Raw genomic sequence first — 20,382 nt, 5'->3', positions numbered from 1 at the left:
AAGGGGTTTGCGACCAATCCCGCTTTTACTTTTACTTCGTCTTGCGGAACGGCGCCCCCGAGTGCTCGCGCAGCTCGTTGAACACGATCTTCGGCCAGGCCTTCTGCGCGACCTCGATTTCGGAGACGTGCGAAGCCAGATAGGTGGGGGCGTTCGACGCGTCGTAGGCCATCCGCGCCTCGTAAGCATCGGTGAAGCGGCGCAGCTCGTTGGGATCGTCGCAGGTCACCCAGCGCGAGAGGCGATAGCGCGCGGGCATGATGCGCACGGCCACCTTGTACTCGGCCGACAGGCGGTGCGAAACCACTTCGAACTGCAGTTGCCCCACGGCGCCGAGAATCGTCGAACCGCCGTGCAGCGGACGGAACACCTGGATCGCGCCTTCCTCTCCAAGCTGCTTGAGCGCCTCGCCCAATTGCTTCGCGCGCATGGGATCCACCACTTCGATGGTCTGGAAGATTTCCGGCGCGAAGAACGGCAGGCCCGTGAACTGCAGATCTTCGCCTTCGGTGAGCGTATCGCCGAGGCTCAACGTACCGTGATTAGGAATGCCGATGATGTCGCCAGGGTAGGCCTCGGCCACGGTTTCGCGGCGCTGCGAGAGAAAGCTCACCACGTTGTTCGCCCGAAAGGTCTTGTTGTTGCGCGTGACCTTCAGTTGCATGCCGCGCTCGAAACGGCCCGAGCACACGCGGATGAACGCCACGCGGTCGCGGTGCGCGAGGTCCATGTTCGCCTGCACCTTGAACACCACGCCCGTGAATTTCGGCTCTTCCGGGTCCACCGGGCGCTGCACGGCCATACGCGCGGACGGCGGCGGCGCCAGATCGACGAGCGCGTCGAGAATTTCCTTCACGCCGAAGTTGTTGATCGCCGACCCGAACAGCACCGGCGACTGCTCGCCGGCGAGGAACGCGTCGCGGTCGAATTCGGGTGTCGCGCCGGTAATGAGTTCGACTTCTTCCTTGGTGCGCTTCCAGTGATAGCCGAAGCGCTTTTCGCCTTCCTCGTCGCCGATGCCCTGCAGCGTCTCCACCGCGCCGCCGAGCGATTGCTCGCCCGCGCGGAACACGCGCACCTGGTCGCGCTGAATGTCGTAGACGCCCTGAAACTCCTTGCCCATGCCGATAGGCCAGGTGAAGGGCACGGCCGAAACGCCGAGGTGCTGCTCGATCTCGTCGAGCAGGTCGAGCGGCTCGCGCACTTCGCGGTCGAGCTTGTTGATGAACGTGAGAATGGGCGTCTTGCGGCTGCGGCAGACTTCGAGCAGCTTGAGCGTTTGCGCTTCCACGCCGTTCGCGCCGTCGATCACCATGACGGCGGCATCCACCGCCGTGAGCACGCGGTACGTGTCTTCCGAGAAGTCCTCGTGGCCCGGCGTGTCGAGCAGGTTGATGACCGCGTCGCCGTACTCGAACTGCATGACCGAGCTCGCGACCGAAATGCCGCGCTGCTTTTCGATCTCCATCCAGTCGGAGGTCGCGAAGCGGCCGCTCTTCTTGCCCTTCACGGTACCGGCGATCTGGATCGCGCCCGAAAACAGCAGCAGCTTTTCGGTGAGCGTGGTCTTGCCCGCGTCCGGGTGAGAAATGACCGCGAACGTGCGGCGGCGTTTGAGTTCGGCAACTGACATCGGGCTGGGTATCACTGATGGAATTCGGGCAACCGGGCCGGACAGTTCCTCGGGTTGCGGCAAGGACGGCGGCGCGGGCGGCCGTCCGGGTCCTCGGGGCGTCCGGGTTCGCTAACCGGAAAGCGTCGGCGGGCGGGCCGGCATGCGGCGTCGCGGAAAATCGCACGACCGGTCCGAAACTCGGGACCCACGCCGGCGCAAAACGACGCCGGGGACGAATGATACACGGCATTGCGGCACACGGACGCAAAGTTCGAGTCGCCCGTGTGGACGGCACGGCGACATGCCGTGCATGACGAGACTCGCGGCAGGCGCGCCGTGCTGTGGGTGGTGAGATTTTACGGGAAGACCTGCGGGCCGTGGAGTGCGCCAGACGATAGCGCGATCGCCGGCACCTGGGGTCGAGGATGCCGCGACAGCGCGCGGCTCCAGCGTGCTACGGCGCCCAGGGTGAGCGCCGCGGGAATGCCGTGCGGGGTGAGCCTTTACGGGAGACCCGGCGCGGCGAGAGATAACAACAGCGTGAAAGAAGCTGCGGAACCCGGCGGCGCTTATTCCGCGATGAGGAACCGGTCGCGGTTCTTGCCGGCCAGCCATCCCGGCGCCCGACCGCGGCCGCTCCACGTTTCGCCCGTTTTCGGATTCATATAGCGGGCCGGCAGGGACTTTTTCTTCGGCGTGGCCCCGCGGCTGGAAAAGCCGAGTTCTTCCGGCGTGATCTCGTACTCGGCGATCATCGCCTTGATGTCGGCAATCGCCTGCGCAACTTCTTTTTCGCGGGCCGCGGCCACTTCCTTGTGAAGCTTTTCCAGTTGGGCGGTCAATTGCTTGTAGCTCGGCATAAAAAATAGTCTCCGGTTCAGTCGACAACCGTATTGTGACTGTTTTGGAGCCAGAGCGTGGCAAATTGCGTAATTTTTTTGAAAAACCCGCGCGACTTGCGCTATCGGGTGGTCTCCCCGCGCTCGCTTTCGCGTACACGATCCTCGAGTGCGCAGAGCGCTTCGTTTAGCCGCTTCACGCGCTGCGCCTGCGCCGGTACAAGATTCGCACTCGATACCATTTCAACGCGCCCGCGCCAATAAGAAAGCGGAATGCGATCTGCGCCGGAAAGTCTCGAAACAATACGTTCGAGATGCTCTATATCCTTTTCAAGTTGATGGTGATTCACTGCTGCCCCCGGTAATAACGACCTCTATTCAGAACGATCCATCGCCCGCATTGACGCAATTTCTGCTTTACCGCCCTCTTGCCGCAATAACCCGAATATCCCTTTCCCTCATTCTTTTGATAATGTCGGGCACGACAGGCAGAATTTTCACGACGTCCAAGGATAAGATTCAATCCGCCGATGTTCCGTTGCCTGCCGAACAGAAGCCTTGTGCCGCCTCCTTCACCCTGATGCCGTATTTGCTTCAAACCGGACCGAAGATTAACGGCGGCCATAACGCCTGTATATTCCTCATTTGTGGAAAAAATATGCACGGCGCATTTCCCGGCAGGGTGCCCGGTGTCCGCCTTGAGTAATGAGAAAGCCGTGGAACCCGACGAATCACAATATGACGGCCTGCTGCACGCCATTTACGAAGCAATCGATCATCCCGGCGCGTGGAAAGATTTTTGCGCGCGACTGCTGAAATCGACCGGCGCCGCATCGGTTCACATTTGCGCGTTCAACCGCCAGATGAAACTCTTTTCTTATGGCTCGGGATTTAACATTTCACAAATCGAGCCGTTGGAGCTGATCCCGCCGCTTTATCACGAGGACACCCGGCTGGAATGGCTGCGAACGTTTCCCGGCGCCCGATGGTTGCATTTCAGCGACACCGCAGCCACGCGACACACAGCCGGGCAGCCCGTGTTCGAGCCGCCGACACTGGCGGCCGGCCATCGTCAGGTGTCGATATGCAAGCTAATCGACAGCGACGCGCTGACCATCATGGTCGCCTGCCGGCGCGACGAGATACAGGGTCCGCTGCCGGCGAACGCGCGGGCCCTCCTCGAGCGGCTCACCGTGCATCTCACGCGCGTCGCGCGCCTCTGCGCGCAACGTTACGTGCTGAATGCCTCCGAACTCGCGCACCGCGCAACGCCGCCCGCGATGCTCGTGAACGCGAACGGCGAAGTCCTGCACAGCAACGAGCCCGCCTTGCGGCTATTGCGCGCGACCTCGCTCGTGAGCATGCGCTCGCGCCAACTGACGCTCGCGGCGCCCCATCAGGCGCGGCTGCAGGAGGACATCGCGATCAGCGAGGCGCGGCTGCGCGCTCGCGGCAGTGGCGCGCTGGCCGCAGCGGCGCGGTTTCGCGCGATCCGGATTGTTGCCGACGAGGCGGACGAGCGCGAAGAGCGTAGCGGGCTCCCGCTCGCGCCACCGGTGGCGAGCAGTCCCGAGGTGCTCTATGTGTTCTACAACGTGCTGACGGCCGGCGATGCCTGCGCCGCCGAGCCCGACGCCATTGCGGCGCTAACGTTCTATCACCCGCGCTCCGCGCCGCCCGTGGACCAGCAGGTGCTCGCGGCCGCCTTCGACCTCACGCCCGCCGAATGCCGCATCGCGCACCTGCTCGTGGAGGGTCTTACACAGAAGGAAATCGCGGCGCGCGTAGGCGTGCAGCACGACACGGTGCGCAAGCAGTTGCAGTCGGTATTCCAGAAGACCGCGACACGGCGCCAGCCGGACCTGCTGCGCCTGCTGCTGCATCTGCCGGCGCGGTCCGCGGAAAAAGGCTAGGGCCTTCGCACAACTTCATGCCACCCCGCGCCATCTCGCGTTACTTCGCGTTGCAGGCGAAGACGAGGTTGTAATTAGTGCCGTCGCTGGACGTATTGACGGTGTCGTAAGTACCGCCGCAACGCGCGCGGGCCTGCTGGGCACACGAATCGCGGTCGCCGGCGGCCGGACATTGCACCTGGATGGTCGGGCGGCCGTCCGAGAGGAACAGCGGCGGGCTGCTGCTGCACGCGGACAGTGCGGCGAGGACCACACAGGCGGTCGCCACGAAAGGCAGCCTGCGCATATCGGATAACAACGACGAACCTGGATGTTTCATGGTGAACCCCGATGGGCCTTCTGGTTTTTTCGACGATGGGATTGTGCCATGCCGCGAGAGCGCTGCGCGGGATACGGGGCGGATCGTCGAAGCGGATCAGGACCCTGGTCAATCGGGCCGCGCGAGCGTCCGGTAGGGGGGCGCGCCGCGCGGGTCGGCGGTGACGTGCACGAATACCTGCTCGACGTCGGGAATCGCTTCGAGGCGCCGCTGCAACGCGTCCCGGTCGAACGCGGCAGGCACGCAACCCTCCGCGTAGACGAAGCGCCGTTGCACCGTGATCCAGAGGCTCGTGCCGGTCAGCAAGACATCGCCCTGGAATTGCTGCCGGACGGCAGCGGCAATGTCGGCATCGTAGAGATAGGCGTTCGGCTTCGAGCACTGGTGGGCCAGCCAGCAACTCGTGCCGCGTTCGACGCGGTAATGAGCGTCGTCCTGAGCTTCGGCCTGCGTCATCAGCGGGCCGAGCGGCAGCGGGCAAGCGCTTACCCCATTCGAAAGCGCAAAGAACGGGTCGTTGTACCAGTTCTTGCGCGCAGCCTGCGGGTCCGGTGCGGTCTGTGCCTGGTCCTGCGCCTGCGCGGCAAGACCGATGGCGAGACAGACGAGAAGTGCGGCGGCCCGCGCCCCATGTGCGAACCGCCCGCCGCGCGAACCGTATGACGTTGCGAACCGGTTCATCGCCGCCTCCTTGGTCGCCGGCGCCTGCGCGCCGCTCAAGCCCCCAGGATAGGCCGCTACGGTCTCCAAAGCAAATCGTTCAGACAACCTGCGTCCGGGCGGTCAAATGCCCAATCCCTGCGCGAGTTCGGTATCGCTGAGCGCGATACCGTGGCGATGCTGCGCGATGTCGCGAACCGTCTCGATTTCCTGCTGCGTGCGTGCCGAATCCCAGCCGAGCGCATCCGCAGCGATCGCGGCCGTTTCGGCCAGTACGGAACCGGTCAGTTGGCCGGCGAGCGCGATCGTCGTGCGACGGAAGAGCAGATCCGCAAGATGCGCGACCATTTCGTATCGACACAGGTAGCGAATCTCCCGCACGGTGTAACCGGGCGCGCCGGTGAGCAGCTTGTCGTCGGACCCATCGTGCTTGCGCGAGCAAAATGCGGCAATTTCGGCTGCGGTCGAGCCGTAGCGCGACAGCAGCGTTTCGGCGCGCCCGGCCGAAATTCCGCAACGCGCGGCAAGTGCTGCGATCCAGTCGGCCCGCTCCGCTGCCGTGCGTGGAAAGCCGCGTCCCCCGCCAATCGCCTCCGCGTGGGTGCTGACGCGGCGAGACCGACCGAGGCGCCGGAGCGTGTCGTCGGCGACCGATTCGGCAAATCCCCGGAAGGTCGTCCATTTCCCGCCGACCAGCGAGAGCACGGGAATGCGCGTTTCGGGCAGGTGATCGACATGTACCACATGATCGCGGCTGACCTCGCCGGGGTCCGCCGCTTCGGACCAGGGCAACGGCCGCACGCCGCTGTAGCGGAACACGATGTTCGAAGCGGTCAGCGCGCAGCCGGGAAACACGGTCCTGAGCACGCCGAGCATGTACTCGGCCTCGCTGTCCTCGCAGCGCACCTGGTCGGGATCCTCCACGCGCAGATCGGTCGACCCCACGAGAAGCTTTCCCATGAAGGGATAGACAAGGCAGATCCGGCCGTCCTTCGAACCGAAATAGACCATGCGGCCGCGCAATTGCGCATGAAGTTCGGGCTGGTCCACGATCAGATGAGAGCCCTTGGTCCCGCCTATGTACCTGCGCTGAATGCCGAGCGACCGGTTCACGCTGTCGATCCAGGCGCCGCCGGCATTGATGACGACGTCCGGCATGACGGGAAAGCGCCGGTCCGAGACGAGATCGCGTAACCAGACCGTCTCCCCCTTCACCTGGTCGACCGTCACGTAATTCGCCGCGAGCGCGCCGTCGCCGGCGGTCATGCCGTCAGCGACGAGTTCGTAGTTGAGACGTTCGGCCTGGGTCACCTGGGCGTCGAAATAGGTGGCGGTGGCCTTGATGGTGGGATCGAGCGAGGGCAGCTCCCGCAGGGAACGCGCTCTCAGCGCGAGCCGGTGCCGCGGCATGCTGCGCTCGTGACGTCCGAGGAAATCGTAGAGGGTCAGGCCGAGCTTCGAAATGATCGCTCCGCGGTCGGCCAGCTTCGTCTGCATACCGAAGAATCGCAGCACGGAAGGGACGATGCCGCCAAAGAACGAATGGATCGGCAGCACGGTCTCCAGAGGCAGCACGAAGTGCGGCGCATTCCTTAGCAGCCGGTTGCGCTCCCGCGTGGATTCGGCAACGAGCCGCCATTCCCCTGTCTCGAGATACTTCAGGCCGCCGTGAATCAGCCGCGAGGGGGCCGAACTCGCGCCGGAGGCAAAGTCCCCCTTGTCGATCAGCAGACAATCGACCTGCTGCAACGACAAGTCGCGGAACACACCAGCGCCGTTGATGCCGCCGCCGACGATCAGCACGCCGACACGCGGTTGCCGTGCCAGCCTCTCCAGAGCGGATTCGCGCGTTCGCTGCATCATCGGCCGTCTCGCGAACCGTGCGCCACGGCGGCCCGGTCGAGCGCCGGCCATGACGGGCGCGTGCCTGAAATAAGCTGCATGTAGAGGTCGTACGCTTCGCTGAACTGGTTGTGACGGTCCCGATCCGGTTCGTGCGTCCGCCGGACCCGGCAGGCTTGCGCGCATGCCTGCGGCAAGGACGCATACACCCCCGTACTCACGCCCGCACAAAGCGCTGCGCCGAGCGCGCTGGCTTCCTGGCTTTCGGGAATATCGATCCGTATCCCCAGAATGTCGGCGAACAGTTGCGCGAGCATGGGGCTTGACGACCCGCCTCCCGTCAGGCCCGCCCGCTGCGCGGCAAAGGCGCTGGTCAGCGCTTCGACGTGGTAGCGGTGATTGAAAACGGTGCCTTCGAGCACGGCCCGCGCCAGATGGGCGCGACGATGCCAGCTTCGGATTCCGAAGAATGACGCGCTTGCGGACTCCTCGAACGGCGATCCGAACAGGAACGGATGAAACATGACGGAACTCGGTTCAGCAAATGCGGCCTGCAATTCGTCCTCTATCAAGTCGAACAGCGAGCCCCCCCGTTGCGCCGCCTGTTGCGCTTCGAGCGCGAAGCACTCCCGCAGAAACCAGTCGACATTGCTCGACGAGGCCGGAGAAATCGACATGTTCATCCACTGGCCGTCACGCGTGCCGTTGCGGCACGACCAGCGCGGATCCCATTGCGGACGATCGGAAAGGATCTCGTTGATGCTGAACGTCCCCGCCGTAATCGAGACGGTGCCCGGCTCCGTAATGCCCATTCCCACGGCACTCGACGTGACGTCGTGCAATCCGCACGCGACCGGCGTGCCCTCTTTCAGCCCGGTCTGCCGCGCGGCCTGCGCGGTGACGCGTCCTGCCGGCGCGGCGGACGGCACGATTTCCGGCAGCGCGCGGCCGAGGGGCGCCATACCGTAAAGCTCGAGGACCGCATTACCGTAGCGTTGCGTGCGGACCTCGGTGAAGGAGGAACTGGCTTCGGTGGGATCGGTCGCCGGCACGCCGGTCAGACAGAAACGCAGCCAGTCCTTGCAAAAGAACACATGCCCGATTCGCGCATACCGCTGCGGCTCGTTGAGCTCGATCCATTTGAGCAGGCTGACGGCGGCATACGGATAGGGACGCTGCCCGGTGAGTTCCAGCGCCTGTTGCAGCACGCCGGTGTCGCGCCATTGATCGCGGACCTCCGAGGCCCGGCTGTCGAGCGACAGGATTCCGGCGCCGAGCGGCGCCCCTTCGCGGTCGACGAGGTAAAGCCCGTCGCCGTGCCCCGTCACTCCGACAGCCGCAATGGCGTCCGCTGGAATCTTGCAGGATTCGAGCGCATCGCGAATCGCCGCGCCCGCCGCCGCCCAGGTCTCGTTCATGTCCCGCTCGACGTGGCGAGGACGCGGCTGCCGCTGCTCCACACGCCGCGACCCCACCGCCACGGTACGGCCCGCGGTGTCGAAGATAACGGCCTTGGTGGCGGTCGACCCGCTATCGAGGCCGAGCAGATACGTCTCCATCGTGTCTCCGGTACGCCCGTTCGGCAGCTGCGATCGGCTCCGTCACGACAAGGAGCCCCAACCGCCCACGCCTATCGGCGGTCTATCGGCGGTATTTCGAATCGACCGCGTTGATCGCCGTCACGTTGCCCGCGCTTCGGCCGTTCTCGTCGAAGGTCTGCGCGAGAAAGGCATCGGCAATGGCCTTGGCCACTTCGGGCCCGATCACGCGCGAGCCCATGGTGATGATCTGCGCGTTGTTCGAGAGCGCCGCGCGTTCCGCGGAATAGGTGTCGTGGCACAACGCCGCGCGAATCCCGCGCACCTTGTTGGCGGAAATACAAACGCCTATTCCCGTGCCGCAGATCAGGATAGCCCGGTCGTAAGCGCCGCGCACCACGTCCGACGCCACGCGGTCGGACAGATCCGCATAGAACTCCTGATTACCCTGGTCGTTTTCCGATACCTCGGAAACGTCGAACCGATCCTTGAGATATTCCGCCAGCACATGGGCGAGCCCGGCCCCCGCGCTGTCTCCGGCAATTGCAAGCTTCACGATGATCTCCTTCAGTTTTGGATGGCAACCGCGCGGCGACCTCAGAGCACCGCCCTGACCCGCGCGACAATATCCCGGTACCCGGCCACATCCCAGGCCGAGCGCCCGATGAACAATCCGTCGATATGCGCGCAGGCGGCCAGCCCGGCGCAGTTGTCCGGGTTGACCGAGCCGCCGTAAAGGCATGGCACGCGCCGGCCGAGCATGTCGTGCGCTGCCGCGATGATCTCGGCCTGGCGAGCGTCGGCATAGGCGGCGCTGGCCGGCACGCCGTGCTCGCCGATGGCCCAGACCGGCTCGTAGGCAAGCAGCAGCGGCGCCGCGCGAGAGTCGGCGCTCAATCGCGCCAACGCGCCGCGCACCTGGGCAGCCAGCACTTCAGTGGCGGCCCCGCTGTCGCGATCGGCCAGGGTTTCGCCGATGCAGATCAGCGGAGTCAGCCCGTGCCGCACCGCGGCTTCCACCTTGAGCCCAACCGTGTCGTCGGTCTCGCCGAAATGCTCGCGCCGCTCGGAGTGGCCGAGCTCGACCAGGTCCATGGCGCAATCCACCAGCATCGGCGCCGAAATCTCGCCGGTCCAGGCACCGCGATCGGCCCAGTGCATGTTCTGCGCGCCGACCTTCACGCTGGTCGGCGCGAGGATCGCCTTGACTTCGCGGATGGCGGTAAACGGCGGAATCACGAAGCGCTGCACGCGCGCGTCGGGGGTATCGTCGAGCAAGCCCTGAGCAAAGGCGCGCGCCTCGGCCAGGGTCTTGTTCATTTTCCAACTGGTGCCAATCCAGAAAGGGAAGTGGGTCATGATGAGGTCGTCAATCGGATGCGCAAACTCGTGCCGCTGCAAATCGGGCAGGGAGAGCGAGCCGGGTCGCCCCGGCGTCTCCCCGCCGTCACATCACTTCGCCAGGGTGAACGGCGCGATGAACTTACCCGCATTGGCCTTGGTGATAAGGATGCAGTCGAACAACTGCTTTTCGGCGCTCACGCCCGTCTTGCCCGTCTTCAGGAACTGGTCGGCCTCCTGCACGGCCTTGGCGGCAAACGTGGCGACCGGCTGCAGCACCGTGTACTGCAACTCGCCGGCCTTCACCGCGGCAACCGCGGCCGGCGAGCCGTCGAACCCGCCCACCTTCACCTGCGAGAGCTTGCCGGCCTGCTTGAGCGCGGCAATGGCGCCCAGCGCCATCTCGTCGTTGCCGCTGATCACGCCCATGACGTCGGGGTGCGCCTGCAGCAGGCTCTGCGTCGCGTTAAAGCCCTGGGTGCGATCCCAGTTGGCGACCTGCGATCCGACTTCCTTCAGGTCCGGATACTGGCTGAGCACCGAGCGGTAGCCGTTGGAACGCGTGGCCGCGTTGTTGTCGGACGGCGCGCCCAGCAGCTCCACATAGTTGCCCTTCGAACCAACGTCCTTCACCCACTGCTGGGCGCCCAGTGCCGCACCTTGCGCGTTGTTCGAAACGAGCTGCGCCTTGGCGATGCCCTCCTGGTTGATCTCGGCATTGACGAGGAAGACGGGGATATTGGCGGCGACGGCCTTCTTGACCGCGCCAATGGACCCGCTGGCATTCGCCGGATCGAGAATGATCGCAACCGACTTGTTGGTGATCGCGGTGTCGATCAACTGGCTCTCGGTATTGGTGTCGCCTTTCGACGCCGCGACGTTCGCGGTATAGCCGAGCTTTTGTGCCTCGGCCGCGGCGACCTTGCCTTCGGTCAGCCAGTAGGGGTTCGCGGGATCGTTGACGATGATGGTCATGAGCCCGTGGTTCTGCGCCTGGGCCTGCCCCGCAAACAGGGGCATGGCGACGGCGAGCGCAAGGAGCATCAAGGTATGTCTTTTGGTAATCATGGTAGTCGGTCTCTTTGTTCGGTTAGTGATGGCGTCTGGGTCTGACATGCTTCCCGCAAGCCGGCGGCGCAGTTCGAGCCTTGCCGACGCCCTACGCGGAAGTGGGTTGGCTGCCGGTCGGCGCGGGGCGCTTGACGCGGCGGCGATACTGAATGGCATTGAGCAGCACCGCGAGCACGATGACGGCCCCGGTGAAAACGGTCTGCCAATACGAGGAAATGCCGATGATGACGAGGCCATCGGAAAGAAAGCCGATCACGAAGGCCCCGAGCAGGGTGCCGCGAATATTGCCGGTGCCGCCCGTCAGCCGCGCACCGCCGATGACCACGGCGGCGATGGCCGTCAGTTCATAGGTTGTGCCAGCCGTCGGACCGGCGGAAGTGAGCTGCGACGACAGGATCAAGCCGGCGATGGCCGCGCAAACGCCCGAGAGCATGTAAACGCTGATCTGCACTTTCTTCACCGGCACACCGGAAAGCTCGGCGGCGCGCTCGTTGCCGCCCGAAGCGTAGAGCCAGCGGCCGAACGGCGTGCGGCTCAAGAGGATGCCGCCGAGCAGCGCGATGACCACCAGAATCAGCACGCCAACGGGAATGTTGAACAGGCGATCGAAGCCGAGCCAGTTGAATCCCGTGTTGCCCAGGTCCGCACGGCCGCCGAGATTGTTGTAGGTCAGGCCGTTGGTCATCAGGAGTGCCAGGCCACGCACGACGTACATCACCCCGAGCGTGGCGACGAAAGCCGGCACCTTGAACCGCGCGATGAGCACACCGTTGACGAGGCCGATGAATGCGCCGAGCAGGCAGCACAGCACCACGACCACCCAGACCGCCGGGTACAGCACAGCGCCGAACAGGTTCAGCGTCACGCCCTGCATGAGGAATCCGGCCACCACGCCGGACAAGCCGAGCGTCGAACCCACCGACAGATCGATGCCGCCGTTGATGATCACGAGCAGCATGCCGATCGCGAGAATGCCGTAGATGGCCACGTGCGAGGCCATCGTCAGGAAGTTCTCGAGCGAGAAATAGTTCGGCGAAAGCGACGAGAAGAGGACGACGATCGCGATCAGCGCGAAGAAGGCTCGTCCCTCCAGCAGCATCTTGCCGATATCGAATCCGGAGCCGAAGCGGCTCGCGTGGGTCGTTGAATGGGAAGGCTTGGCGGCGTCGTTCACGTTCAAATCTCCATACATCTCGACGATCAGATCGCCACGGCTTCGCCGGAGGCGGCCATGATCTGGTCTTTGGTGGCATCGGTGCCGAACTCCGCGGAAATCCGGCCCCGCCGCATGACGACAATGCGATGCGCGATGCTCAGGCATTCGGCAACTTCCGATGTGGAAAACAGCACGGCAAGGCCCTGCGCGGCGCTCTCGGCAAGCAGGCGAAAGACTTCGGCCTTCGCGCCGATATCGATGCCGCGGCTGGGCTCGTCGAGCAAAATGACTTTGGGCCGCGTGGCCAGCATCTTCCCGATCACGACCTTTTGCTGATTGCCGCCCGACAAGGAGCCGATCACCGCCCCCGGTCCCGAGGTCTTGACGCGCACGTTGCGAATCGACTGGCCGACGAGTTCGTGCTCGCGGAAAGAGGAAAGCAACAGCCCCCGTACGAAGCTGCGGATGCTCGCGAGCGAAAGATTGGTGCCAACGGTCATGGTCTGGACAAGACCGTCGCGCTGACGATCCTCCGGCACCAGCACGAGGCCCCGGGCAATGCGCCCGGCGATGCTCAGCGAGGCAAGGTCCTCGCCTTCGAGCAGGACCTTGCCGCCGGTGGTCGGATGGCGGCCGGCGACGGCTTCGAGCAATTCCGTGCGCCCCGCCCCCATCAGTCCGTAAATGCAGACGATCTCGCCCGCGCGCACCCGCAGCGACAGGTGATCGACTACGGAGATGCCGGCTCCGGACGGGTCGGCAACGCTCACGTCTTCGATCGCGAGCGCGACCTCGCCAAACGCATAGCCCGTGGGCGGCGAGCCGAGATCGAAGTTCTCGCCCACCATGTTGCGCACGATCCAGCCCAGATCGATCTCGCTCGCTTCGGCCGTCGCGGTAATCCTGCCGTCGCGCAGCACCACGGCGTAGTCGGTGATCTGCAGCGCCTCTTCGAGGTGATGCGAGATGTAGACGATCGACACGCCGCGGCTCGTCAGGTCGCGGATCACCTTGAACAGCACTTCCACCTCGGAAGCGCTCAGCGCCGAAGTCGGCTCGTCCATGATGAGGATGCGCGAGTCGATCGAAAGCGCCCGGGCAATTTCGACCACCTGCTGCTGGCCCAGCCGCAGGTCCTGAACGAGGGTCAGCGGGTCGATCTGCTCCTCGTCGAGGGAAACCATGAGATCCCTCGTTTGCCGCGCTTCCTCGGCAAAATTGACGCCCATGGCGGCGCGCAGTTCGCGGCCCATGAAGATGTTGTCGCGCACGCTCAGATTGGGCGCGAGGCTCAGCTCCTGGTGGATGATCGAGATGCCGTGGTCGCGCGCGTCGTTCGCCGACGAAAAGGCGATGCGTTCTCCGTCGAGTTCGATATGCCCCGACGTCGGCGTCTCCACGCCGGCCAGGATCTTCATCAGCGTCGATTTGCCCGCGCCGTTCTCGCCGAACAGGGTGGTCACCTTGCCGCGCCGGATGTCGAAGTTCACGCCTTTCAGCGCGTGCACGCCGCCGTACGACTTGACGATGTCGCGTGCCGACAGCACCACGTCGTCCGGAATGGATTGCAGCGGGAGCGCGCTCATCATTTCACTTCCAGCTTGACCGGCGTGACGAGCCAGCCGTTCGGATTGATCAACTGGAATACGCCGACGACCGAAACGGTCTTGCCCGTCAACTTGCTGGTGTCGACTTTCGACAGGACCTCTTTTTTCATCTCCGCGTTGATCGCGTATCCCGCGTTCTGGTAGTCGATCTGGTTCGTGAACTGCTCGAAGCTGATGGTGCCCGTAGCGTCGCGCAGATCGGTGCCGTTGATCGCCGGACCGGTCTGCACCCGGATGGTCACGGCATCGGGCAAACCCGGCACCTTGACGTAATAGACGCCGTCGTCGTCCTTGCCGGCCACGCCCGTAAAGCTGACCGACATTTCGGGGCCGATTCCGCCGCCCGCCACGCCGTACTGCTTGCCGGCCGCGTCCGCGTCGCTCGCAATGGCCGCGGCCAGCGTCGCAGCGCTGACTGCGCGCTTCTCGATCGCGGCCTGCGTTTTCGGAAACTGCGTCGCACCATAGGCCGCCGGATCGAAGGTCTTGACCTGCGTATCCGAGTCGGACCCGATCTTCACGACCTTCGTGCTCAGCGCCATCGCCGCAATCAGAATCAGCGCCAGCACGGCCGCGACCGCTGTCCAGGCGCTGCGTCTCGCGCGGCGCTTCATCGGCGGGGTGAATGTGCTCATAGTCAAGACTCCTCTATTCCTTAATGCCTGGCAGGCCGGATGAAGAAACCGGATCCGCCCGCATCGACCAGTCTTCGGCGATCACGTGGAGCACCATCGCGGCGGAGGCCGCACCCGCATCCACATGCCCGACGCTACGCAAGCCGAGACGCGACGCCCGCCCTTTGGTCGCCGTCATCGACCTCGTCGACTCCGCCCCAGCCGCCGCCGCGTCGCGCATGCGCTGCATGAGTCCGGACAGCGGCAGATCCCCGGCCATGCCCTGCTGCACCGCGGACGCAGCCGGCGCCCACACGTCCACCATCGTCTTTTCGCCCGGTTCGGCCTTGCCGCGCGCGCGGATGCCTTCGGCCATCGCCACGATCAGCGTCGGCGCTTCGGCCAGCGGCATGGCCGTGCGCGCGCCCGCGGCGCTCGCGGCCCGCATGAACGCGGTGGCATAGAGCGGCCCCGTCGAGGCGCCCACCGCATTCAGGAACCCCTTGGCCGCCGCGTTGAATTGCCCGGCGAGCGTGGCCTGCGCGGGCAACGCGTCGATCGCCGTGGACGCGGCGGCAAAACCCTGCGCCATCGCGATGCCGTGGTCCGCGTCGCCGATCGCGCCGTCGAGGCGGCATAGCTCGTCCCGTGCGGCCTCCATGGTTCCGGCCAGCTTCCGGAACAGCCGTGCGACGTCTTCGGTCGTCAGCGCGAACATTGCCCGGCCTCCGTCTGGAACATGGCGCACGCGCAGGGGTGGTCGAGCAGACCCTGCAATTCTTCGTCGAGATGCATCAAGGTGATCGACGCCCCGGCCATTTCGAGCGACGTGCACAGCGGCCCCACCAGCGTGCGATGCACGGTCAGTTCCGCCTCGGCCAGCCGTTGCGCCACGCGACGATTGAGGATGTACAGCTCCATGAGCGGCGTCGCGCCCAGCGAATTCACCAGCACCGCCACGCGATCGCCCCGCGCCGCGCCCATCTCGGCGAGGAGCGCGTCCATGATCTCGTCGACCACGGCGTCGGCCGGACGCAGCGGTTCCCGGCGCATGCCCGGCTCGCCGTGGATGCCCATGCCGACCTCCATCTCGCCCGCCGCGATCTCGAAGTTCGCGCGCCGTGTCTGCGGCAGCGAACAGGGGGCGAGCGCCACGCCCAAAGTGAAGGTCCGGTCGTTGGCGCGGCGCGCCACCCGCTCCACCTCCGCCAGCGGCATCATCAGGTCGGCCGCCGCTCCCGCCGCCTTGAAAATGAACACGTTGCCTGCCACGCCGCGCCGTTCTTGCCGCCGGTCGCGGGGCGCGGAAGCAATGTCGTCGGTCGTCAGCACCGTGCGCGCCTCGACGCCTTCCAGCCCGAGCAGTTCGGTGGCCATGTCGAAATTCATCACGTCGCCGGCATAGTTGCCGTACAGGAACAGCACGCCGGCGCCGCCGTGCGCGGCCAGCGCCGCATCGACGGCCGGCTGCGGCGGGGGCGACGCGAAGACATTGCCCACCGCCGCCGCGTCGGCCAATCCCTTGCCGACAAAGCCGAGAAACGTCGGCTCGTGTCCCGACCCGCCGCCTATCACGACCGCCACCTTGCCGGGGCGCGGTCCATGGCGCGCCACGACGGCGCGCGGCGCACGCTCGTCTCGCCGCAGCAGGTCGCCGTGCGCGGCCATCACACCGTCCAGCATCTCGTCGACAGCGGCGTCGCCGTCGTTGATCAGTTTCTGTGTCATTGCGCCGTGCATCGCAGTCAGGTCCCGTCAAATGTGCAGATCGGCAACGCCGGTGTCGAAATGCGGAGCCCAGAACGCCACCGATTCGGCAAGCTGGGCGACAACCTGGCGATCGGTCGGCTCGCGTTCCTTGAACGACAGCTCCAGGCAAATTTCGTTATCCTTACCGCCACCCGCGTGAAGCGCGCTCATGAGCGGCTCCGGCTGTATTCGGCCGCGTGCGTTGTACTCGGCCGTAAAGGGTCGGTGGCCGCCCTTGTCCATCAGCGACTGCTTGATGTGGATGATCGGCGAGACCCGCGGCACCGCGCGCGCCCAGGCATAGGGATCGTAGTCGTCGGCGTTGGCGCTCGTGATATCCCCGTGATCGATGTCGGCCATCATCCACATGGGCACCGCCATCCTGGCGGCACTGAGCCGCTCCTGCAGCGCCATACAGGCGGCAATCGTCTCGCCGAACTCGCGTCCGATCGACATGGGCTCCCAGAATACGAACGCGAGGCCGGCGCTCTTTGCGTGCTCCGCCACTTCGGCCCAGCAGTCAATGGCGGTCCGGATCAGGGCCTCGCGCCGGGCGGCGTCGTCGTAGTCGCGGTAGGTGAAGATCGCGAACTGGGTGCCGATCGCGTTGCCGCCGAGATCGGCGACGATATCGGCAAAGGTCTTGAACCAGTCGACGTAGTAGCGCCGCACGTCGGCGTCCGGATGGCCGAAGTGGTTGAGCCGCCCGTAAGGTCCGGTCATGCCCGACGTGATACGCACGCCGGTTCGCGTCATCGCCGCGCGCATCTGGCGCACGAGGCGCCGGTTGACGGAGGCAGGCCACGACGGATTGATGAACTCGTGCGTGAGCTGCACGTCGCGGATCTTCATGCCGTGCGCGATGGTGTCGATGAGGTCGTCGGCTTGCGCGAAGCGATTGACGAGCGGGTTGGTGTTGAGTGAAAGCGTGAAAGCCATGTTCGTTCCGTGGAGTGGTGGGATCGATCGCGTCCCGGCTCAGGCGGACATCGCCGCCAGGCGGCCATCGAACCAGACGTCGAACGCAGCCATTTGCCCGGCGCTCATGTGCAGCCCGTGCTTGGTACGCCGCGTCAGAATGTCGGGCACCGTCTCGGCCCACTCGTGCGCCATCAGATAACGGGCCTCGGCCTCGTAGAAGTTCGGCCCGAATTTCCGGCCGAGTCCTGCCAGCGAGGTCGCGGAACCGATCACCTGCGCGGTGCGCGTTCCGTAGGTCCGCACGTAGTAGCGCGCCAGTTCCTCCGGCAGCCAGGGATAGTCGCGCTGCAGACGTTCGGTGAACTTCGGCACGTCGCCGCCCTCGATGTCCCCGCCGGGCAGGGGCGCGGTGGCCGTCCAGTCGCGCCCCATCCGCGGGAACGTCGGCTGCAGATGCTGCAGCGCCTGCTCGGCCAGCTTGCGGAAGGTGGTGATCTTGCCGCCGAAGACGTTGAGCAGCGGCGCGCCGCCATTGGCGTCGAGGTCGAACGCATAGTCGCGCGTCACCGCCGAGGGGTTGCCGTTGCCGTCGTCGTAAAGCGGCCGCACGCCCGCGAAGGTCTGCACCACGTCCTCGCGCCGCGGCGGCGCCTTGAAGTACCGGCTCACGGCGGCCAGCAGGTATTCCACTTCCGCTTCGTCGATCGACACGCTTTCCGGCGCACCGTCCCAGGGAACGTCGGTGGTGCCGATGAGCGCCATATCCCCTTCATAAGGATTAATGAAGATCACCCGCTTGTCGCGGTTCTGAACCAGCCAGGCGTGCGTACCCTCCCAGAACTTGTGGGTGATGATATGGCTGCCCTTCACGAGCCGCACCTTGCGCGTCGAGTGGCCGTCCGTCACGCGCCCGACGACGTCGGCGACCCAGGGGCCGGCCGCATTGACCAGCGCCCGCGCGGTGACCACGCGAGTCGCGCCGTCACGGGTGTCGCGCAGTTCCACGCGCCACGCACCGCCTTCGCGCCGGGCCGAAACGAACGCGGTCCGCGTGAGCACCCGGGCGCCGCGCTGCGCGGCATCCACGGCGTTGAGCACCACGAGGCGCGCGTCGTCGACCCAGCAGTCGGAATATTCGAAGCCCCTGCGGTACTGATCCTTGACCGGCTGACCTTCGACGCCATGGCGCAAATCCAGCGTGCGCGTTCCCGGCAGCTTCTCGCGCCCGCCCAGGTGATCGTATAAGAACAGTCCCAGTCGCACGAGCCAGGCCGGACGGTCATCGGGGCTGTGCGGCAGGACGAAGCGCATCGGCCAGATGATGTGCGGCGCAGCGTTAAGCAGTACTTCGCGCTCGATCAAGGCCTCGCGCACGAGCCGGAACTCGTAATACTCAAGGTAGCGCAGGCCGCCGTGCACGAGCTTGCCCGAGCGCGACGAGGTGCCTTGGGCGAGATCGTCCTTTTCGCACAGGATGACCGAGAGTCCGCGGCCCGCGGCATCGCGCGCGATGCCTGCGCCATTGACGCCGCCGCCGATGACGAGCAGATCCACGGTCGCGTTGTCGCTCATTGCACCACCCCCGGTTCGGCTTGCACGCCGGCATGAAGCGCTTCGGACTGAAGGCTCGCCTTCGTCTCCCCGGCCATGGCCTCCCATACCGGCTCAAGTGCATGTCGCGCCCCGCGGTAGGCGGGAAAGCGCTGCGCGTAGGTGCGCACCAGATCCGGGTCCGGCGCCTCGGCCTGCCCCAGCAGCGGCGCGACCCACTCGGCAATGCAGGCGTGCATGTCGGGGTAGACGCCCAGCGCAACCGCGGCCATCATCGCCGCCCCGGCCGCGCCGGCTTCTTCGCGCGCGGAAATCCGCACCGGGGCCCCAACCACCGCGGCCAGCACCGCGCGCAAGGCGCGCGAGCGCGTCGCCCCGCCGGTGAGCCGCAAGTCCGCCGGCATCGCGCCGCCCATGGCCGCATAGCAGTCGCGCGTGGCCATGCCCAGCCCCTCGACCACGGCGCGCAGCAGGTCCGGAAAGCGGATTTCATTGGTGAGTCCTATGAAATCCGCTCGCGCGTTGGCGTTGATGAACGGTCCGCGCTCGCCCCCTTCCGAAATGTACGGATGGTAAAGCAGCGCACCCGGCCGGCCGCGCTGCAGCCATCCGTCGATGTAGTTCACCCGGTCGCCCGGCGACAGCGTGGGGCCGAACTCCGCAAGCAGGTCGCATGCCAGGTTCAGGATCCAGTCGATATTGAGCGTCGCGGAAAGGTTCGACTGCACTTGCGCCGACATGCCCGGCATGGGCAGCGCGATGACATAGCCCGTGCCTTCGGCGTTCAGATGTACGTCGGCGTTACGCATCGCACGCATATGCATGCCGGTCGACCCGATGATCGAGCAGCTCGCCCCGGCGGCGTCGGCGGTATGGATGCCGGCGCCCAGCGCCGTGAGCACGATGTCGACGAAGCCGAGGCACACCGGCGTACCGGCCAGCAGACCCGTTGCTTTCGCGGCCTCGGGCGAAAGTTCATGGGTGACCTCGGTGCCGTCAAGAATCTCGGGCAGCAGCGCGCGGTGCGCCGTCAGTTCGAGTGCCTCGATCACGGCGTCGTCATACGTGCGGGTGCGGAAGTTGCCGAAGGTGAAGCTCGCCTCCGAGGGATCCGTTGCGCGGACCCCGGTGAGCTTCAGATACAGCCAGTCCTTGCAATGCAGCGCGACTTCGGTGCGGTCCAGTACTTCGGGCAGCGTCGCCGCCATATGCGCGAGCTGCGCGCCCTGGCCGCATGCCGCAAGCCCGGTGCCGGTCGCCTCGAAGCGGGCGCGGCTGGCCGGCTTGCCCTGCAGCCGCCGCACCGTGCCTGCGGCGCGCGCGTCGAGCCAGAGCCAGGCATCGCTCGCGGGCTCGTTGCCCGCGCCGACGAGCCAGGTGCCGTCGCCCTGCCCCGTGACCGCCACCGCCCGGGTGCGCTGCGCGAGACCCTCCACCCGGGTGCCGAGATCGCGCAGTGTGCGCGCGCAGTCTGCCCAGGTCTGGTTCAGGGACTGAAAGGCCGCGCCATCGGCCCTCGTCGCGTAGCGATTGGGGGTCGACGCCACGGCGATCTGCCGCCCGCTCAAATCGAAGGCCACCGCCTTGATGACCGAGGTGCCGGCGTCGATGCCGATCAGGAGATCGTGTCCGGGGCTTGCCATCGC

General features: G+C 65.8%; 19 protein-coding genes. 1 reads left to right on the top strand and 18 read right to left on the bottom strand.

Features of this window, described 5'->3' with window-relative positions; all coding sequences use genetic code 11:
• Positions 1–31 precede the first annotated feature (31 nt).
• The 3 genes from V8683_RS12715 to V8683_RS12705 form a co-directional block, all read right to left on the bottom strand.
• The gene (locus V8683_RS12715) at positions 32–1,633 is read right to left on the bottom strand and encodes a peptide chain release factor 3 (protein ID WP_411191771.1); all 1,602 of its coding nucleotides are present in this window, start codon (positions 1,631–1,633) and stop codon (positions 32–34) included.
• Between the two features lie 551 nt (positions 1,634–2,184).
• Positions 2,185–2,475, bottom strand: coding sequence for an H-NS histone family protein (locus tag V8683_RS12710; RefSeq protein ID WP_411191772.1), 291 nt, complete (start codon positions 2,473–2,475; stop codon positions 2,185–2,187).
• Positions 2,476–2,576: 101 nt separating this feature from the next.
• A complete protein-coding gene (locus tag V8683_RS12705) occupies positions 2,577–2,804 on the bottom strand; it encodes a hypothetical protein (RefSeq protein WP_411191773.1) in 228 nt (75 codons plus the stop codon).
• A 366-nt stretch (positions 2,805–3,170) separates the two neighbouring features.
• On the opposite strand from V8683_RS12705, the gene V8683_RS12700 reads away from it, so the two are divergent.
• Positions 3,171–4,367, top strand: coding sequence for a helix-turn-helix transcriptional regulator (locus V8683_RS12700; protein ID WP_411191774.1), 1,197 nt, complete (start codon positions 3,171–3,173; stop codon positions 4,365–4,367).
• 40 nt (positions 4,368–4,407) lie between these two features.
• Here V8683_RS12700 and V8683_RS12695 read toward each other — a convergent pair whose 3' ends face one another.
• The 15 genes from V8683_RS12695 to V8683_RS12625 all read right to left on the bottom strand — a co-directional run bounded on the left by V8683_RS12695 (position 4,408) and on the right by V8683_RS12625 (position 20,379).
• A complete protein-coding gene (locus tag V8683_RS12695) occupies positions 4,408–4,635 on the bottom strand; it encodes a hypothetical protein (protein ID WP_462847912.1) in 228 nt (75 codons plus the stop codon).
• Between the two features lie 159 nt (positions 4,636–4,794).
• Complete coding sequence (locus tag V8683_RS12690) at positions 4,795–5,367, bottom strand: BON domain-containing protein (RefSeq protein ID WP_411191776.1); 573 nt, start codon at positions 5,365–5,367, stop codon at positions 4,795–4,797.
• A gap of 102 nt (positions 5,368–5,469) precedes the next feature.
• Positions 5,470–7,209 carry a glycerol-3-phosphate dehydrogenase/oxidase gene (locus V8683_RS12685; RefSeq protein WP_411191777.1) on the bottom strand — a complete coding sequence of 580 codons (1,740 nt, stop codon included), beginning with the start codon at positions 7,207–7,209 and terminating at the stop codon, positions 5,470–5,472.
• A complete protein-coding gene (locus V8683_RS12680) occupies positions 7,206–8,747 on the bottom strand; it encodes an FGGY-family carbohydrate kinase (RefSeq protein WP_411191778.1) in 1,542 nt (513 codons plus the stop codon). The genes V8683_RS12685 and V8683_RS12680 overlap by 4 nt, the downstream gene beginning before the upstream one ends.
• An 82-nt stretch (positions 8,748–8,829) precedes the next feature.
• Positions 8,830–9,282: a D-erythrulose-4-phosphate isomerase gene (derI, locus tag V8683_RS12675; protein WP_027796730.1), complete on the bottom strand. Its 453-nt coding sequence runs from the start codon at positions 9,280–9,282 to the stop codon at positions 8,830–8,832.
• 41 nt (positions 9,283–9,323) lie between these two features.
• The gene (locus V8683_RS12670; RefSeq protein WP_411191779.1) at positions 9,324–10,085 is read right to left on the bottom strand and encodes a triose-phosphate isomerase; all 762 of its coding nucleotides are present in this window, start codon (positions 10,083–10,085) and stop codon (positions 9,324–9,326) included.
• A gap of 93 nt (positions 10,086–10,178) precedes the next feature.
• The gene (locus V8683_RS12665) at positions 10,179–11,135 is read right to left on the bottom strand and encodes a D-ribose ABC transporter substrate-binding protein (RefSeq protein ID WP_043203241.1); all 957 of its coding nucleotides are present in this window, start codon (positions 11,133–11,135) and stop codon (positions 10,179–10,181) included.
• A gap of 91 nt (positions 11,136–11,226) precedes the next feature.
• Positions 11,227–12,312, bottom strand: coding sequence for an ABC transporter permease (locus V8683_RS12660; RefSeq protein ID WP_411191780.1), 1,086 nt, complete (start codon positions 12,310–12,312; stop codon positions 11,227–11,229).
• A gap of 26 nt (positions 12,313–12,338) precedes the next feature.
• Complete coding sequence (locus V8683_RS12655) at positions 12,339–13,883, bottom strand: sugar ABC transporter ATP-binding protein (RefSeq protein WP_411191781.1); 1,545 nt, start codon at positions 13,881–13,883, stop codon at positions 12,339–12,341.
• The gene (locus V8683_RS12650) at positions 13,880–14,536 is read right to left on the bottom strand and encodes a DUF2291 family protein (RefSeq protein WP_411191782.1); all 657 of its coding nucleotides are present in this window, start codon (positions 14,534–14,536) and stop codon (positions 13,880–13,882) included. The genes V8683_RS12655 and V8683_RS12650 overlap by 4 nt, the downstream gene beginning before the upstream one ends.
• Positions 14,537–14,549: 13 nt before the next feature.
• Positions 14,550–15,233 carry a dihydroxyacetone kinase subunit DhaL gene (dhaL, locus tag V8683_RS12645; protein ID WP_411191783.1) on the bottom strand — a complete coding sequence of 228 codons (684 nt, stop codon included), beginning with the start codon at positions 15,231–15,233 and terminating at the stop codon, positions 14,550–14,552.
• Entirely contained in the window at positions 15,221–16,243 is a 1,023-nt protein-coding gene (locus V8683_RS12640) for a dihydroxyacetone kinase subunit DhaK (RefSeq protein WP_411191784.1), read from the bottom strand. Before V8683_RS12640 ends, dhaL begins: the two co-directional genes overlap by 13 nt.
• Positions 16,244–16,270: 27 nt before the next feature.
• Positions 16,271–17,203: a sugar phosphate isomerase/epimerase family protein gene (locus V8683_RS12635; protein WP_411191785.1), complete on the bottom strand. Its 933-nt coding sequence runs from the start codon at positions 17,201–17,203 to the stop codon at positions 16,271–16,273.
• 39 nt (positions 17,204–17,242) lie between these two features.
• On the bottom strand, positions 17,243–18,757 hold the full coding sequence (locus V8683_RS12630) for a glycerol-3-phosphate dehydrogenase (RefSeq protein WP_411191786.1): 1,515 nt from the start codon (positions 18,755–18,757) through the stop codon (positions 17,243–17,245).
• Positions 18,754–20,379 carry an FGGY-family carbohydrate kinase gene (locus V8683_RS12625; RefSeq protein WP_411191787.1) on the bottom strand — a complete coding sequence of 542 codons (1,626 nt, stop codon included), beginning with the start codon at positions 20,377–20,379 and terminating at the stop codon, positions 18,754–18,756. The genes V8683_RS12630 and V8683_RS12625 overlap by 4 nt, the downstream gene beginning before the upstream one ends.
• Positions 20,380–20,382 lie beyond the last annotated feature (3 nt).

The sequence above is a fragment of the Paraburkholderia sp. AV2 genome (assembly GCF_054968425.1).
The sequence above is the reverse complement of the archived record's forward strand: the minus strand, read 5'-3'. Positions and strand labels throughout refer to the sequence as shown.